We start from the raw sequence: 16,863 nt of genomic DNA on the forward strand, positions 1-16,863 counted from the left end.
AATTTCCCCCAGAACTCTAATACAAAAAAATCAAACAACAAAAGTAAAAGTGCAGGAATTAAAAACTTTTTAGCGCCTTCTGCCCTTCTTAAATTTCTAATTCTCTGTCCTGTGTTTTTTTCCATGGAACTGATCCAGGATTTTACATCACTAGTCTCAGGGCTTTCCGAATCTAAAGATAAAAATCTACCCTCATTTGCAGATGCCAGTTCTTTTAAAAATCCAGGATTGGATTTAGATACAATAACACCTGGAGAATTTTCATAAGGAACCAAAGATCCATCCTTGGTCAAAAATCCGTATACTTTGGATCCATCTTCAGAATATCCTATAGGCCCTCCTGTTGGAGTTCCTACAGACCAAACCCAAACCTCAGCGGGAAATTTTACAATACCAGGAGAATCCATATCCTCTCCGTCAGAAATTAAAACTAAGATCCGATTTCGTAAAACCTGATTAGAATTCAAAACTTCTTCTGCCTTTTTAAACGCAGACTTCAAATCAGTTCCTCGATCTCCTACTATATCTACGTCCAAACCTCTCACATACTCGGAAAATGCGCGGGCATCTGAAGTCATTGGACAATACACAAATGGAGAAGCAGCAAAAACGATCATACCAAATCTGTTCCCATTCAGTTGAGGAAGAAGTCTTAAGATTGTTTCTTTTGCTCTTATGATTCGAGAAGGACGAGTATCCACAGATTGCATTGAAAGACTTACATCCACCAAGAATAGAAAATCCACACCCCTGGAGACTTCCTCTTCCTTAGACTTAGTGGATTCAGTTCTTTGGTATGCAAAATAAGAAAGATAAAATACAGAGGCAAGCAGCAAGATCCTTGCGAGAACTATATAAAAAGGAGGAACCTTGGATTCTCTTTGCAAGCCCGGATAGGATTTTTTCCAGCGGCTCCAATAAAAATAAAAAGCAAGCTTAAACAAAGAATAAGCAAAGAATATGAGTCCGAGTGAGATCCAAAAAGATTCTAAAAAAGTTTCGCTCATACGTAATACCGAAACACCCAAGATCTTAAGAGCAGATCCAAACCCAATAATGCAAGTGCATAGGTCAGAAAAATTAAGGATTCCGATTCTCTTACTTCTTCAGGAGGAAGGATCAAGAGGTCTTTTTCCAGAGAATCGATAGAAGCTAAAACTTCTCGGAGCTCACTGATATCTTCTGCCCTATAAAATACTCCTCCAGTTCTTTTGGAAAGTATATCCAAAATTTCGAAATTCACCTCATAAGATTGGTCTTCTTTCCCAATACCAATGGAATAAATTTTAACTCCTACACCTTTTGCGATCTCTGTTGCTGTCACAGGATCTATACGACCAGTATTCGAAGCACCATCCGTTATGAGCACTATCACCTTGGATTTTGCAGGAGACCTCCGTAATCTATAACAGGAAAGAATGAGTGCATCACCTATAGCAGTTCCTTGTTCTGGAACTGTTTCTTCTTCTGCTTGGCTTAATATTTCTTCTAATACTTCTCTATCGCTTGTCAAAGGAGATTGCAGATAGGCTCCTCCTGCAAATACTACTAATCCTAAACGATCATTTTCTCTTTTTCTAATAAACTCTTTGAGTAATTTTTTAGAAACTCCTAAACGTGTCTCAGGTAAGAAATCCCTACTTTTAGACATGGAACCGGATACATCCAATGCAAGAATGATATCCACTCCCTTAGTCTCATCCGGAAGAAATCTATATCTTTTCCCAGGACCTGCAACTGCGATCACGAATAATGTTAACGCAATCGGACGAACTAAAGGAGCAATTGAAGATAAAAATTGTTTTAAGTAGAATGTTTGAGCGTGAACCTTGCCAGGGATCCTAAGTTCTATTCCAAGGGCTGGTTCATTCTTCCAATAAGAATAAAATGTCCAAGCCCAGATAGGTAGAATTAGGAAAAGATAATATGGAGACTCCCATTCCGTCATTTGGAAAGAGCCTCCTTCCAATAATCCCAGGCTTTCGAAGCCTCGTCTGAAGAGATCTGCAATTCTTCTCCTGAATATTGCGCTTTACGGAAAATATTCTCCCAGTTTTTGGCTGCCTCTTCTTCCAATCCAAATGAATCGTAAATACGTTGGAATAATTCTGCTTCGGTGAAATGTGCAAATGGAGCATTCATCTTTTTAGACATATTCTCTCGAATATAACCAGATAAAACCCTATAAAAGGTCCGAGCAAATACTGGAGGAGTATTTATGATCTCGTCTAGTTTACTTTCGTATATTAGAATTTTCTGGATCCAAGGATCTGCTTCTACGAGTGCGTCCATAGTTCTTTTAGATGCCGTTTGGTTTAGATACCAAGCATAGAAGAGCCCTAAACCCAATGCAGCCAAACCCGCGAGGATTGCCGCAAGCTTCAAACCGTACTTTCCTGAAAATTCCAGAGGTGGTAGGATCTCCTCAGGAGTTTTGTCCTTCTCCCCTATGGAAGAACGAACAGTCAAAGCCAGTTCTGAATGAAATTCTTTTCCGTCCTTATCTTTCCAAACAATGGGCAAATAAAAAGTCCCGGATGCATAATAAGCAACGCTTAACTTGATCTTTGTATCTGAAATTTCAGAGGAGATTACTTCGAATAATGGAAGATCTGGAGATTCCGGATCAGGATACATTCCCTTAGACGGTAGCTCCGGATTTTGGATCTCTCCTTGTTGGAATTCCAACACGTATTGCGCCTGATCTCCGATCCCGACTTCTTTAGGTTCCCAATCTTCTTTCCAAGCAAATGTTGGTATTGCGAAGAATAAAAGAAATACATAGAATATATAGTAGAAAAATTGAATACGATCCAAGGATCTCCGACGGCAACCTTCCGCCTTCATGACATACTTCTCCAATATTCTAGAAGTTTATTCGGGTCTGTGTCCTTTCCTTCTAACTCCAAACATCTGGACTTAAATAAAAATTCTAGATTCTTTTTGATACTTCCACCTAAGGGAGATGGAATAGAGCCAGTTTCTGGGTCTTTTAATAAGAAAAATTGGAAAAAACCTCTGGGCGCACTCTCTTCCAAACGGTCCTTGAATCGGATCGCATGTAGAGTATGGAATCTTCTGAGACCTGTGAGTTTTTTTAAAGAGGGAAGTCCATGAAAATCAGAAAGTATATAAGAATCAGTATACCTTCTGATCCTATTCTTTAAAAGTATAAATGGAAGTTTTGGATCTGTTTTTAGTTTTCGATGAGGGTAAGAACGAACCTTTTCTAGAGAAGAGAGAGCTTCTTCCATATTTCGAATATAACCAGTTTCCCATTCTAATCGATCTGAATAGAGAAGGATCTTAGCAAGATTTCCTTTTCGAACATAAAGTAAAACTAATAGAGCTAAAACCTGGAAAGCATTCTCCGCCTTGGTCCATTCTGAGCTGCTCCAATCCATAGATTCAGAAACATCCAGAAAAAAAACTCCGAGTCTTTCTTTCTCTTCGTAGAACTCTCTTACATGTAATTCTCCGAATCTAGAAGTAACATTCCAATCAATCAGCCTTGTATCATCGCCGACAGCATAAGGGCGCACATCTTTAAAATCTACTCCCCTACCCTTTCTGGAACTTGTAGCTGTACCTTGTCTACTCCTAAGAGAAAATCCTCTCTCCTTAAAATCCAAAAGTTGGATCAGGTTTTGATATTCTTTACGGAACATCTTAGTTAATTAGATCAAAGCACCTGAGTTGCATCTGAAACGATCCGAACCACTGACTCGATCCCCACATCTTCAGAGATTGCTTCGAAAGTGAGTAAAATTCTATGACGAAGTATCTCTGGAAGAACTGCTTTCACATCTTCCGGAGCCACATAGTCTCTTCCTTCCCATAATGCTTTTGCTTTGGATGCTTTCAGCAAACTTAAACTTGCTCTAGGAGAAGCTCCATGTTTTACATAAGGAAGAAGATCCGGTACAGTCTTTTCTTCCGGGCGAGTGTTCCTTACCAGACGAACTATATAACTTTTTAATTTAGGTTCTACATGAACCCTATCTACAAGAGAAGAGATCTTTAATACATCCTTAGCAGTTGCAGTTTTTTTAATACGTTTTGGACCAGCTGCAAGTCTACCATGTTGCTCGAGAATAGCGAGTTCTTCATCCATATCAGGATAATCTACAAGAACCTTCATAAAAAAACGATCCATTTGCGCCTCTGGCAAAGGATAAGTCCCATCTTGATCGATAGGATTTTCTGTAGCTAATACTAAGAAAGGTCTCTCTAACGGAAAAGTATTCTCTCCTATTGTGACGGTTCTCTCTTCCATACATTCCAAAAGAGCAGATTGTACTTTTGCTGGTGCCCTATTGATCTCATCTGCAAGCAAGACTCCAGTGAAGATTGGACCCTTGCGAGTTGTGAATTCTCCATTTTTAGGATTAAATACAACTGTTCCGATCAAGTCTGCAGGAAGAAGGTCAGGCGTGAACTGCACTCTTTTAAAATCCAGATCCAATGCAGAAGATAAAGATTTTGCCAAAAGTGTTTTAGCAAGCCCTGGCATTCCTTCCAAAAGAACATGACCCTGGCAGGCCAAAGAGATAAGCAGATTTTTAACTACTGCTTCTTGGCCAGTAATTTCTCCAGCTAGTTCCTGGCGGATCCGGTCCAATGTATCTTTTGCAAAATGAATATCGGATTCAGATAAAGGAATATTCTCACGATCTTTGGCGATTGATTCCATATTATTTCCTATTAACGTTCCGCAATCCAACGGCCTGAACTGTTAGTACCTTGGTATGCGCCTTCAATTTTTTTGCCGTCCAGATCTCCGGTATAAGTTTGAGTGAAAGGTACATTACTTCCTATTTCGGAACATCTTGCTCCTGCACAGGATCTTACAAACCGAATCGACTTACCTGTGACTCGAATGCCTGTGAGGATCTCGTTTGATCCTTTTCCCCAGTTCGTAAAACGTAAAGTAGCTCCGATCCCTCCAGTCTTACGAGGGAAGATACTTAATACACCTTTATGAGTCCCGATCTGTATCTTATAAGTTCCTACAAATGATTTTTCTGAGTCACTCAAAGGGACCTGATTAGGACTTAAACTTTGGGCGTCTTCCAGAAATTCTATCTTCTCCACTGTTTCTAAAGGAATAGAAAAATCAGGATCTTGCAATATTACATTTTTAGAATTTAAAGAAACCAAAGTTCCTTCAGTAAAGGAGCCGCTATAGGTTACCTTTGCCTGCCGATTTACTGAACTACATCCTCGGACAAAATATCCAAGCAGGAAGAATAAAGGAGCAGCGACCAGTATCCCTAGGCTGATTTTTTTGAGATCGTTATTTGTGATAATTTTTTCCAAGGCAAGAATTCCCTTTTTCGATTCTTGAGTCCATGTTGGAATTCCCACACAGATCAGAGAAGAATTTTACAGATTGAGAAAAGCCTTTCTAAATATTATAAGCCCGGAGAAAAATCCCCGAGCTTTTTATACTTGAGAAACTGAGTGACTTAAGGCCAAAGATCACTTACAGCCTTGTAGTTCTCCCATTTTAGGATTTTCTCTACCATTTACGTAATATTTTTTACCCTGAGGAGTGGTCCAACAATCGTTTTTTTGGTTTGTCCCAGGCATAATCGGCCCTTGTCCAATCTTTGCTCCTGACTCGTCATACTCGACCGCAGTACCGTTTGCAGCAATTTCAAAGGACTTCTTTCCATTTTTATAATATGCAAAAGGGAAATCAGGCTTGTATTTTGCCTTCAATTCATCCGTTTTTTCATCCATAAGTAAAAGGTCGAAAAGAAGTTTTCCTTTTCCTTGGATTGTTCCGTCCTTATCGTATACTTCTGCGGAACTCATCATCATTTCGTTCATCATGGTTCCTTTATACGCAGGATTTCCGGTGCTCCAATAGAAAGTCCAATCTCCCTTACGAGTATGATCTCTCTGCCCTTCAGCAAAGACCTTTCCGTTTTTGTAATATTCTTTCCAAGCGCCTATTCTAAGAGATTTTCTATCTGCACCTGTACCTTTAGGAGCGTAGTTACCTTCTGATTGAGGGGAGCCATTCTCATAATAGTTTTTCCAATAACCCGTTTTTAGATCATCCGAATTGTTTCCTTCGGAAGAGACAGTATTTCCGTCTTTATGATAGTTCGTTTCTTTACCGCTTTTTTTGCCGTCTTTGAAGTCGATTACGGATTTTTTAGCTCCGTCTTCATTATAAAAATCTTTCCAGGTCCCTACCTTTTTATCGTCTGCGTAAGTACCTTCGTCGCTTAGGATCCCTTTGTCTGTTTTAGACCAGTATGGTCCATTCTTCTTGTCAGCTTTATAGATTGTGCTTTCAAGTTGGGTCCCGTCTTTTGCGAGTTTTTTCTCTTCCCCTTCTTTTAAACCGGCAACATAAGGAGTTTCTCTTAAAGTTTCTCCTGTTTCGTATAATGTTTTCCAGATACCTTCTCTTTTATCGTCCTTGTAATCACCTACGCGGGTCAGAACGGAGAATTTATTTTTTTGAAGATCTTCCTTCTCAACATATTCTTTCCAAGAACCATTACGTTTTAGTTTTTTGATCTGATCAGGAGTTAGAGCGCTGGCTTGGTCAGGAGTACAAGGTTTTCCGGAACAATCTAAATTAACCGGACCTTCTGCCTTTAAATTGAATGTTTCTTTGAATTTTTCTACTCTGATATTCGGCTCTAAAATTTGGAATTCGGCATTCTTGCCCTTGTTCTCAACGACAGTTGCCGAAGAACAACCGATCAAAAGAGAGATTGAAACCGCTGTGGATATAAGAGCTTGCCCCCACGGAGCCAAGCTCTTGAAGCCTGAAATTTTATTGTTATCGATAACCGAAGATTTAGGACAGACTATAATTTTTTTCATGGGTTCGCCTTTTGGGGAAAATCTAACGAAGCAAAATTAAGGCAGACAATTCCTCTCGTCAACCTCCTTTCCCCGGCGAAATATATAGAAAGAAGCGGATTACTCTCCTGGATATCTCATTCTTAAAAAGCGTAAGAATGGACGGTAACAGTCCACGGCCATATGACCACTGTCCGCGAAAGTATTACACTCGTAGTCTGTTGCTTCAGCCATATCTATGATAGGGACGCCAAACTTTTGATTGATTGGGCGAACCCTCTCCCACCATGGAGCCGGTATATTCAATTCTTTTAGAAGATTTTCCAAAGGCAGAGATACTTCAGGACGGACTACTAAGGTAGGAACTCCTTCTGACTTCACCCTTTCCAAGATCTTTTCATAAAATGAAAATTGCATTTCAGATGGAGAATATTTCGGATAGATCCAACCAATTGTACGGATAGAACTTGCTTCCAGTTTGCCGTAGTCCTTCTCCATAAAACCGCCAGCAGGAGAGATTGCATTTCCCTTATCTCTTTGCAAAAATTCTATGGTCAGTTTTTTGATCTGGTCGGCATATTCGAATTTTTTATTGGTAAGATGAGCGTAAACATTCGTGAAATACGGCTTGTTCTTACTCACTCCAAAAAAATAATTCGCGAGATAATAATTCACATTTTCCTTACCTAGATCCCAGGAATTGGAAAGAACGAATCTAAGATCGAAACTATTCGCTAAATTCGATTTTTTGAATGTAGTGCTGTTTGCATTAAACTGAAAAGGATCAGCTTCTAAAACTAGAAAGTCGGGTTTGACTCCTGCTTCGAATAATCTTTCTAAAAAGTAGAGATAGTATGCAGGAGTTGTTACTGCAGAAGAAAGATTATAAACTTCCCAATCAGGATAGAAGTCCAAGATCTCCTCGTTCTTGAAATATAACATTCTAGAAGAACCCATAAGAAGTACCAATTTTTTGTTGGACTTCCTCTCCGCGTTTTTGCCAAACTTAGAGATCATCTCTTTTAGGAGATCCTGCTTAACGTCGTAGTAGATATAGGTCAATTCTACTTTTACGTAGTCTCTGACCTTATCCAAAAAGAAAATTTTATCTAGAGCGAATATGAATATAAAAAGAAGTACGGGATAAAATAGAAACGGATGGGTGAAAAAATTAATTTTTTCTTTTGATTGGAGTTCGTTCTCAGACACGAACTCAAGACTCCCCGGCTGACCGGGGATGTCAATAGATTATATCAAGCAGTTGCGAGAGTTTCGGTGGCTCTACGGCGCTTTTGAAGATCTGCCAACCATTCTTCGGTTGTTTTGCAGTATCCTACCAAACGTTTTACATGTATACGGCGCTCAGGATCCAAGATCTCTCTAGCTTCACGAACGATCTCTTCTACTATTTTGATATGAAAGGAAAAGTGACTGGTGAATAAGTTAAAGTATTCTTTCTCAGTTGCGAGCCAATCGTTGGATTGGATCTCGTTTAAGAAGTTTTCCATCTTAGAAATATCTGAATCGAATTCGGACTCGTATGGAGAGTTTATGATCGAAATCGTATCGGTGATATCCGTAAGACTTTGAAAATAAGGGTCTAGTTCTGGTAAGTTCACTGTATACCGCCTTGAAAAGCAGCTCGCAGTCTTTGGCCTCTTATGGAGAAAAGACCGCGAACACCCTATATCGGGGCTCTAATGTCATCTTTTTTTAAGGACCCGAGAGTTCAAGCGGAAAATAAAAACATAATCCGACACTAAAGAGATATCAGTTCTTTCTAAGGTATTGAAGTAGATGCATACTTTCTTCGTCCCAACCTTCAGAAGCAGCCTCGATCCAATGGTCGAATTTTTCTCCCAACGGATATCCTGAGTTTGTAAGTTTAAGAAGAGTGACATCATCACCTTCTTTTTCGAACTCTAATTTGAGTTCTATATCTCCTGCTGGATGGTCTTGCCATTGCAGTATTAACTCTTGGAAAGGAACGATCTTTTTATAAATACCTGTAGAAGTAAGTTCTCCTTCTGGACCTAAATTCCAAGTCCAAGAGAAAGTGCCGCCGAGCTTAGGACGTCCTGTCACCTTATCCGCCAACCAATGGATCAATTCCTCGTTAACAGTGACAGCGCTCCAAACTTTTTCCAAAGGAAAATCATATTTGAATTCTTTAATAATGCTTCTAGTTTCCATATAGACTTAAGTCCTTTAATGAAAGTCCTTATAAAGTTTTTTATATAATACTTTTTCCAAAAATGAAGGAGAAATATTTCTCATCCATTTCATGAAGAATCCACTTTTGTCCATTACTACAAGTCTTGAGTTTGGATCTTCGATCGAGCGGATCATCTTCTCTGCAACTTCTTCCGGAGTTTTACTTTTGCCTGAGTAATGGGATTCTCCCAGCTTCTGCCCATCTCCATCTATACCATTTGCTCTTAATTTTGTTTTGGTATAAGGAGGACAGAATATAATAAATCTAAGACCTTCTTCTGAAAGTTCTATACGTGCAGATTCCATAACGGCGTGTAACGCAGATTTGGAAGAAGAGTAAGCACTCCTTGCAGGGACCCCGTACAATCCACTAACTGTAGAAGTTACCATTACTGCTCCCTTATTCTTTTTCAAAAAAGGAAGAAGTCTCATTGTGAGGAAAACAGGACCGAAAAAGTTCACATCAAACGCCTGGCGAAACGCTTCTATCTGAGTTTGGTCAAATCTAGAATGAGCGGTTATACCTGCGTTATTAAAAAGAACGTCGATGCCATCTGTAAGTTTTGCCAACTTAGCAACTGCTTTGTTGATCTCTTTTTCAGAAGAAAGATCCGCCTGAATATGGAAAATTTCCGCTGCACGTTTTTCTTTCTTCTTAGAAATTTTACGAATAAGCTCTGGCTCCGATCTAGAAAGATTGATAATCTTGCAGGGAATCTGGGATAAACTTTCTAATAAAGCTTGCCCGATACCGGAAGAGCCTCCGGTAATTACGATTGTCTTGCCTTTCCAAAGATCAGTCCGCATCGAGCTTATTCTTTTATTATGTACGACCTATTCAAGGATTATTTTCAGCTTTAATTCGGTGTAGAAGACCCGTTGGAGCTAGCTTCAACCTCGTCTTGGATCAATCTTGCCTCTGCACGAAATGTAATATAAGACCAAACCCATGTGATGAAGATGGAGATCTTATTTTTAAATCCTACTTGATAGAAGATATGGATGAATAACCAAACGAACCATCCAAAAAATCCCCTTAGTCTGAAATTACCAACTTGAGCGACTGCGTCTTGTCTTCCGATAGTCGCCATACTTCCCTTGTCTAGATAGTGGAAAGGTTTTCTTTTTTTGGATCTTAGATCTCCTCGAATAAGAGAAGCAACATATCTTCCTTGCTGCATTGCAACCGGAGAAACACCAGGCAAAGGTTTTTCTAAACCTTTGGAATAATTTGCGATATCACCAATTACAAAAACTTCTGGATGACCTTCTACATTACAGAACTCATCTACCGTCACTCTTCCCATTCTATCTGTAGGAGCTCCCAGGGTAGCACCGATAGCATTTGCCTGAACTCCAGCAGCCCAAATCACTGTAGAAGAAGCAATTGTTCTGCCTTCTATCTTGACTCCATTTTGATCTATCTCTAGGACCTTTGTTCCAGTTAGTACTTCCACTCCCCTCTTCTCTAAACGGACCTTTGCAAATTCACTTAATTTAGGAGCGAACGCAGCAAGAAGTCTAGGAGAAGCCTCTATCAAAGTGATTTTTGCTAAACCAGGATCGATTGTATGGAATTCGTTTCTAACGATCTCATGCGAAAGTTCTGCGATAGAACCTGCAAGCTCTACACCTGTAGGACCTCCACCAATGATTACGTAATTTAAATGTTTTTTAGCAATTTCAGGATCACCTGCAAGTTCTGCATGCTCGAAAGAAGTTAAAATTTTAGTTCTGATAGAAAGCGCATCTTTCAGTGATTTTAAACCAATAGAATATTTTTTCCAATGATCATTTCCGAAATAGCCCGATTTAGCACCCGCAGCCAATATTAGATAATCATAATCTTCGGAATGTCCTTGGAAATATACTTTTTTGGCCTGGATATCTACCTTTTCCACTTCTCCCAAATAAACTGTTACGTTCTTTTTGTCTCCGATAAGAGATCTGGTTGGGATTGCGATATCCGCTGGGCTTAAAACCGCGGTAGCTACCTGGTATAATAAAGGTTGGAACAAATGGTGATTTTTTTTATCGATAGCGATGATTTCCAGATCTTCTTCTTTGGATAATTTTTTGATCGCCTGCAATCCGCCAAAACCTACTCCGATTACTACTACTTTCTTTTTTTCACCCTTAGGCATTCTTTACTCCATTTTTACTCAAAACGTATTCCAGAAATCCTTCCGAAGCCTCGGAAACTATCTGGTGAACTTCTTCGAAGTCTTTTAAAGTTCCATAATATGGATCAGGGACTTCGGATTCTTTTCCTTGGCCCTTTTGGAACTTTCTGAACAAATGAATTTTTTTTCTTTCTTCTTCATTCGAAGCGAGTATTCCCAAATCCTTATGATTGGATCTGTCCATCGCTAAAATAAAATCGTAATATTCAAAATCGGATTTTTTAAATTGTCTCGCCTTATGAGTGAGTTCTATCCCTTTTTTGCGAGCTGTTTGCCTGGTCCTTGGATCGGCCAATTCACCCAGATGATAACGAGAAGTTCCGCAGGAATCCACTTCGAATAGAGATGAAAATCCTCTCTTTTCCAAAAGGTCCACGAATGCACCTTCTGCCGCAGGAGATCTGCAGATATTCCCCAGACATACGAAGAGAACCTTGTAGATATTCGAAGAGTCTGGAGTTCCTACCATATTCAAAAACCCTTATCTAGGCCCGATCTTCTCCCATAAAAACTCAGGGAGAGATCTCATCAGGACTCCAATCAATGCCCAAGGGAACCAAGGCACAGTAGCAGATCGAACTCCAGATTCTATCCTATTGTAAATTTTTTTAGCACCTTTTTCTGCGGAAACAAGAAAAGGGCGGGTTTCTAACTTTTGATTGATTGGAGTATCTATAAAACCTGGGTGAATGACTGTGACCTTCACATTAAACTTCCGAACTTCTCCCCTTAACGCTTCTAGATAAGTAGAAACTGCTGCCTTAGAAGTAGAATAACTTGCTGAACCAGGAAGACCTCTAAAAGAAGCGACAGAAGAAATTCCTACGATCTGTCCACTTTTCTGGTCTCTGAAGACCGGTTGCAAAGCAGAGATGCCTGCCATAAGACCGATCAAATTTGTATCGATTACCTTCTTATCCGCTTCAAAACTTTTTTGGCCAAAAGAAGAGTTGGTAGAAATCCCAGCGTTTGCAATGAACAGATCCACACCACCAAGATCCTTAGCTAGTTTAGGAAGGACTTTAAAATTATCCGCTGATTCTGAAACATCCAAGGAAGCTAAGATTACCTTGCCACCTTTATTAAAGGAGCGAATCTCCTTTGCGATATCTTCTAAAACATTTTTCCTTCTGGAAGTAATGGCCAGATCATGACCTTCTTTTCCATACAATAAAGCAAGCTCTCTGCCAATACCAGAACTAGCTCCCGTGATAATAACTTTTTTCTTATGAGGACCTTTGGACATAGATGAAACCGCCGAGTAATTCATTAAATTGGTTTACCCCTAGGGTGGAAAAGAATTATTTTACCAGTATTCCATAACAAACTGGAAACTTAGGAGTTCCTACTAAGGACCTTGGACCATACCCCGGAACCAAAATGCGAAATCTACAAGAAGAACTAAAAGAGAAAGAAGAGGAAATCCAAAAACTCAAGGAACTTCTGGAGCTCTACGAAAGAGTTTCCAAGTTAGGGGAAGTAGAGTTACTCACAGCTGAACAGACCCTGAATGCTCACGAGACCACGGCCAATCTAGCCAGAAATGAACTTATAGAAATGAGGGACAGGTTTAAGGGCCTGGGTCAGGTAAACTCAGAAAGAAAAAATGCAATCTTAGAGATAGTAAACGATAAACAGGCACCTCTTCCAAGCCTCGCAAATAAATTCGAGGAGATGGGAAAGAAGGATGATTATTTCTACTCCGACTTTTTCAGAATTATAGCTAACCTGGACCTGCCAGAATCCGAAGCCAGATCCCTTTGGAAAGAGATCTACGCCCACGCAGAGAGCTTAAGCAAGCAGCTTGGCAGAAGTATGAACTTCGTAGTGGCCCTTCTAGATTATATTTATTTAAAGAATCGCCTCATCGAAAACCCAAAGATCGTGGATATCTACTCCTTCGAAGAAATCATCCTAAACGCAGTCATAGACGAAGGAACAGGGATCTATAATAGAAGATATTTTAATCTGGTGCTAAACAAAGAGATCACCAGAAGTAAAAGATATAAAAGAAGTTTCTGCTTATTCCTATTTGACCTGGATAATTTCAAAAAGATCAATGATACCAAAGGACATTCTTTCGGGGACGATATCCTTAAGCTCGTGGCAGGAACTCTAATGTATGCCTTCAGAACAGAAGACATCAGTTGCAGGGTCGGAGGAGAAGAATTTGCAGTCATTCTTCCGGAAACCAGCAAAGAAAACGCGAAAGTAGCTATCGAAAGATTCAGGACTTATCTAAGAAACTCCTCCAAAAACGATTTCGGGATAGAAGTTACTGTATCCGGAGGAGTAGCAGAATATCCAAATGATGCTGACGAAAGTAATAGGTTATATTCACTTACCGATGCAAAACTTTATGAAGCAAAAGCAGCCGGAAAAGACCGTATTACTTATACCTGATCAGGTATCTTCTATCTGATATTCGATTTCTTTCGTAGTAATTTCGTTTAATTTAGAGATCAAAAGTTCGTTCGTATTCGCCAAACGATCTGCCAAAATCCTCACCATCTTAGCAGCAAACTCAGGGTTTGCGAGTAAGTATCTTTCCAGCTGTTGTTTGGATTCCACCGCAACCATTTCAGTGTCCATTACCGCTCTCGCAGTCGCAGTTCTCGGTTTGGCCCTGAACAAAGCCATCTCACCGAAAAAATCTCCCTTCTTCATCAAAGCCAAACGAGTGGCAGAGTTTTTATGAGTAAAAAATATTTCAACTGTTCCAGAGGTGATGATGTACATCGAATTATTCAACTCACCTTCTCTGAAAATAATTTGTCCGGCCTGGATATTAATTTTATTCATGAATTCCTATCTGACTTGGAAACGTTTCGTTTCCCACCGAGTGCGTTAGCCCTCAGGATATATCATCGGGTCAGAAAAGACAATCTTTGAGCCAATTCCTGGGGGAAGGAACTCCCCTCCCCTATTCAATTTTGCAAGAGGGACTTGCTGGATTCGTTACAAATTGGCGCTGGGCCTCGATAGGATTATGTCTCATTAAAAAATGATAACTTGGGGTATGGGGGCGGCCCCACTCGCTATCGCTCGGGTCGCGCTGCTTCGATTTCGCTAGCGCTCATCCGGGCTTCGCCCGGACTAAAGATCTACGCATCGCTGCCGCTTAGTATCTCTGTGACCTCAGCGGTCTCCGTGCGAACCCTTAAGACATTCCGTTTTTAAACCTAGGATCATGGACTACGCCAGACTCACGGATCTCAGACAAAGCGTCCGCATAAGCCACTAAAATTTTCAGAGCGAATCCACTTCTTTCTCTAATAAAACTATCTTCTGGAGAAATTGGATCTCCTCCATTGATCAGATGTTCCACATCTCTAAAGATCAATTGTTCAGGGATATAACAGATCTTGGTATTTTTATAACTGCTTGCTCTCATCTCGTTGATTGGGAAAGCGCCCCCTCTACCAGAAGAAACAGAAACTAGAAGTCCAGGCTTATGGCCCAACTGGACAAGCCCTGCATGAAGGAAGAAATTTTTAATAGCAGGACTCGCCATCCCGCCATACTCAGGAGTGATAATCACAAAACCTTCAGAACTTTTTAAGTTTTCATCAATAGGTTTCCAAAGATCTGTCCAGGCCTTATCATCACTTGTCTGAGTAGAATCATAAAGAGGAAGAGGATTTTTCCCCAAGTCCAATGTCCAAGTTTCCACGGACATTTCTTTTAATTTAGAATTTAAAAATTCACCTACTTTAGCGGACTGAGATACTTTTTGTTGGGAGCCAACGATGATTCCAATTTTCATTCTATTCCTTTAATAGAGATCCGAGCGATTATAAATATTCGCCCGAACTAGCGTATGAGAACAGATTCGAAAGCCTCTACTTTTCTCCAACGAGAAAAAAATTGTCTTAGCTCAATCCGTACTTTTTCTTTAAGTTAGAAAGTTCTTTTAGGAAAGATTCTCTATTCTTTATAGTAAGTGGTTTAAGATCCAGAGTAACTCTTTCTCCAGGTTTGCGGGGTGAAATCGTTTCACCCCCCCGTCCTTCTTTTTTCTTTAGGAGGGTTTCCAGGTTTTTGACGGAAAGATCACTCCCACTTTTGAGTAATTCTGAAACTGATTTTTGGTCCAGCCTTGCAATTGAGCTCAACTGTTTCACATACCTTTCCGTATAACCTAGGATCTTTCCAACTTCTTCTGCGGTTTTTTTTCTTTCTTTTCGAAGGAATTGGATCGCTCTTCCTACTTCCCAGGGATTTAAACTTTTACGTTTTTCGTTCTCTGCCAAGGCGATCTCGTAACATCTGTCTTCGGAGGCTTCGGTCTCTACGACCGGAATTGATTTCCAGCCGATGATCTTAGCTGCCTGGAATCTTCTTTCTCCAGCAACGATCTGGAATTTCTTACCTAATTTACGAACAACAATTGGCTCTATGAGTCCCAAACGTTTCATAGATTCCACAAGATCGCTCACATCTTCTTTTCCGAAAACCCTAGGTTGTTCTGGATTCGTTATAATATCAGAGAGAAGAATTTCCTTTTTGAGGGATTCGTCCCCGCCGAAAGCTGTTAATAGATCCAGCCCTGCAAAATCAGATCTTTTTGCCATTTGCTCTCCTCATTACTTCTTCCGCCAAGGTAGAAAACATTTGCATTGCTTTAGGATCATATTCGGATAAAAGTTTACGTTTTGCCTGGGACTGAGGGATCGCCTCTCTTCTATACACAACAGAATCAAACACTGGGAAATATTTCCGGACAGTTTCAGCAAGTCCAGAAAGTGCTCTCGAATCCTCATACTGATTTAAGACCGCTCCCAAAAGTCCAAGACCAGGATTTGCTTTTTTACGGATCTTCTCTATTGTTCCATGAAGATCTTTCAAACCTTGCACACTAAAAGCGCGAGTCTGGATCGGAACCAAAACAAGATCTGCAGCGATCAAAGCATTCTCCAAGATCAAACCTAAAGATGGAGGACAATCTATAATAATATATTCGTAAGAAGAACGGATCGGCAATAATGCTTCTTTCAAAAGATCAAAATCGTCTCTCTCATACGGAGTTGTAAAATTCGCCAAATGAATGGAAGAAGGAACCAGATCCAAACCAGGAGCAAGAGTTACAATAATTTCGGAAATATCTACTTTAGATTCCTCTTTATAACCCAAACTATGAAAAACAGATTTATCCGCCTGGCCGACATATAACTGAGTGATATTTGCCTGAGCATCCCAGTCCAATAGTAAAACTTTTTTGCCTGCCTTTGCCAATGCTTCCGCGAGACAGATGGAAACTGTGGTTTTACCTTCTCCACCTTTTTGATTGGATACCGCAATGATCACTGATTCGTAGGAGTGTTTCATTTTTTTGGAGAAGTACTTATCCAAAACATCGGTCTTGTACTTGCCCTTATTGTCTTTTGGCAGGGACCATTTTTCTGCCTTCTCTAGAAACTCATCTTCCGAACTTAAAACGTATTCGGAGAGGACTTCTTCCACACTTAAAACTCTGGCTTTCACTTCAGACCTTAACCCTGATAATAGATCCCTTTAAAGACCCAATTTGTCAAGAAAACCTATGTCTCATATTGGTTTAAGAGCGAAAAAACCGAATTGAAACGATAGGGGAGGGGAAAATGCTAAGGTCTCTTCTCGGAAAAGGAATTCACAGGGG

The 16,863-nt window shown here is 40.0% G+C and carries 18 protein-coding genes and 1 pseudogene; 1 reads left to right on the forward strand and 18 read right to left on the reverse strand.

Annotated elements, in window-relative coordinates:
• Positions 1 to 8: 8 nt before the first annotated feature.
• The 14 genes and pseudogenes from batB to EHQ52_RS16505 form a co-directional block, all read right to left on the reverse strand.
• A pseudogene (gene batB / locus EHQ52_RS20355) lies at positions 9 to 1,007 on the reverse strand (VWA domain-containing protein BatB); the annotation flags it as partial.
• On the reverse strand, positions 1,004 to 1,948 hold the full coding sequence (batA, locus tag EHQ52_RS16445; protein WP_135616264.1) for a VWA domain-containing protein BatA: 945 nt from the start codon (positions 1,946 to 1,948) through the stop codon (positions 1,004 to 1,006). The pseudogene batB and the gene batA, both read right to left, overlap by 4 nt.
• Positions 1,945 to 2,847, reverse strand: a complete 903-nt coding sequence (locus EHQ52_RS16450) for an LB_053 family protein (protein ID WP_135616265.1) — start codon at positions 2,845 to 2,847, stop codon at positions 1,945 to 1,947. The genes batA and EHQ52_RS16450 overlap by 4 nt, the downstream gene beginning before the upstream one ends.
• Positions 2,844 to 3,668 carry a DUF58 domain-containing protein gene (locus tag EHQ52_RS16455; protein WP_135616266.1) on the reverse strand — a complete coding sequence of 275 codons (825 nt, stop codon included), beginning with the start codon at positions 3,666 to 3,668 and terminating at the stop codon, positions 2,844 to 2,846. Before EHQ52_RS16455 ends, EHQ52_RS16450 begins: the two co-directional genes overlap by 4 nt.
• A gap of 14 nt (positions 3,669 to 3,682) precedes the next feature.
• Positions 3,683 to 4,693: an AAA family ATPase gene (locus EHQ52_RS16460; protein ID WP_135616267.1), complete on the reverse strand. Its 1,011-nt coding sequence runs from the start codon at positions 4,691 to 4,693 to the stop codon at positions 3,683 to 3,685.
• Between the two features lie 11 nt (positions 4,694 to 4,704).
• The gene (locus tag EHQ52_RS16465; RefSeq protein WP_208653520.1) at positions 4,705 to 5,319 is read right to left on the reverse strand and encodes an LIC20036 family protein; all 615 of its coding nucleotides are present in this window, start codon (positions 5,317 to 5,319) and stop codon (positions 4,705 to 4,707) included.
• 162 nt (positions 5,320 to 5,481) lie between these two features.
• On the reverse strand, positions 5,482 to 6,849 hold the full coding sequence (locus EHQ52_RS16470) for an LIC20035 family adhesin (RefSeq protein WP_135616268.1): 1,368 nt from the start codon (positions 6,847 to 6,849) through the stop codon (positions 5,482 to 5,484).
• A gap of 99 nt (positions 6,850 to 6,948) precedes the next feature.
• A complete protein-coding gene (locus EHQ52_RS16475) occupies positions 6,949 to 8,037 on the reverse strand; it encodes a DUF1574 domain-containing protein (RefSeq protein ID WP_135616269.1) in 1,089 nt (362 codons plus the stop codon).
• 44 nt (positions 8,038 to 8,081) lie between these two features.
• The gene (locus tag EHQ52_RS16480) at positions 8,082 to 8,447 is read right to left on the reverse strand and encodes a PLU-1-like domain protein (RefSeq protein WP_135616270.1); all 366 of its coding nucleotides are present in this window, start codon (positions 8,445 to 8,447) and stop codon (positions 8,082 to 8,084) included.
• A gap of 151 nt (positions 8,448 to 8,598) precedes the next feature.
• On the reverse strand, positions 8,599 to 9,021 hold the full coding sequence (locus tag EHQ52_RS16485) for an SRPBCC family protein (RefSeq protein WP_135616271.1): 423 nt from the start codon (positions 9,019 to 9,021) through the stop codon (positions 8,599 to 8,601).
• A gap of 15 nt (positions 9,022 to 9,036) precedes the next feature.
• A complete protein-coding gene (locus EHQ52_RS16490; protein ID WP_135616272.1) occupies positions 9,037 to 9,849 on the reverse strand; it encodes an SDR family oxidoreductase in 813 nt (270 codons plus the stop codon).
• 50 nt (positions 9,850 to 9,899) lie between these two features.
• Positions 9,900 to 11,186 carry an NAD(P)/FAD-dependent oxidoreductase gene (locus tag EHQ52_RS16495; protein WP_135616273.1) on the reverse strand — a complete coding sequence of 429 codons (1,287 nt, stop codon included), beginning with the start codon at positions 11,184 to 11,186 and terminating at the stop codon, positions 9,900 to 9,902.
• A complete protein-coding gene (locus tag EHQ52_RS16500; protein ID WP_135616274.1) occupies positions 11,179 to 11,694 on the reverse strand; it encodes a low molecular weight protein-tyrosine-phosphatase in 516 nt (171 codons plus the stop codon). Before EHQ52_RS16500 ends, EHQ52_RS16495 begins: the two co-directional genes overlap by 8 nt.
• A gap of 12 nt (positions 11,695 to 11,706) precedes the next feature.
• The gene (locus tag EHQ52_RS16505; RefSeq protein WP_425269402.1) at positions 11,707 to 12,495 is read right to left on the reverse strand and encodes an SDR family NAD(P)-dependent oxidoreductase; all 789 of its coding nucleotides are present in this window, start codon (positions 12,493 to 12,495) and stop codon (positions 11,707 to 11,709) included.
• A gap of 110 nt (positions 12,496 to 12,605) precedes the next feature.
• Between EHQ52_RS16505 and EHQ52_RS16510 the strand changes: the two genes are divergently transcribed.
• The gene (locus tag EHQ52_RS16510) at positions 12,606 to 13,628 is read left to right on the forward strand and encodes a GGDEF domain-containing protein (protein WP_135616275.1); all 1,023 of its coding nucleotides are present in this window, start codon (positions 12,606 to 12,608) and stop codon (positions 13,626 to 13,628) included.
• On the opposite strand, the gene EHQ52_RS16515 is transcribed toward EHQ52_RS16510, so the two are convergent.
• From EHQ52_RS16515 to EHQ52_RS16530, 4 genes are all read right to left on the reverse strand, one after another.
• The gene (locus tag EHQ52_RS16515; RefSeq protein ID WP_100710708.1) at positions 13,629 to 14,027 is read right to left on the reverse strand and encodes a cyclic nucleotide-binding domain-containing protein; all 399 of its coding nucleotides are present in this window, start codon (positions 14,025 to 14,027) and stop codon (positions 13,629 to 13,631) included.
• 358 nt (positions 14,028 to 14,385) lie between these two features.
• Positions 14,386 to 14,991 (reverse strand): NADPH-dependent FMN reductase, encoded by a 606-nt coding sequence (locus EHQ52_RS16520; RefSeq protein WP_135616276.1) that lies wholly within the window; start codon positions 14,989 to 14,991, stop codon positions 14,386 to 14,388.
• A gap of 106 nt (positions 14,992 to 15,097) precedes the next feature.
• Complete coding sequence (locus tag EHQ52_RS16525; RefSeq protein WP_135616277.1) at positions 15,098 to 15,799, reverse strand: ParB/RepB/Spo0J family partition protein; 702 nt, start codon at positions 15,797 to 15,799, stop codon at positions 15,098 to 15,100.
• Positions 15,783 to 16,709, reverse strand: a complete 927-nt coding sequence (locus tag EHQ52_RS16530) for a ParA family protein (RefSeq protein WP_135616278.1) — start codon at positions 16,707 to 16,709, stop codon at positions 15,783 to 15,785. Before EHQ52_RS16530 ends, EHQ52_RS16525 begins: the two co-directional genes overlap by 17 nt.
• Between the last annotated feature and the right edge of the window lie 154 nt (positions 16,710 to 16,863).

It is taken from the genome of Leptospira koniambonensis, from assembly GCF_004769555.1.
GTDB lineage: Bacteria > Spirochaetota > Leptospiria > Leptospirales > Leptospiraceae > Leptospira_B > Leptospira_B koniambonensis.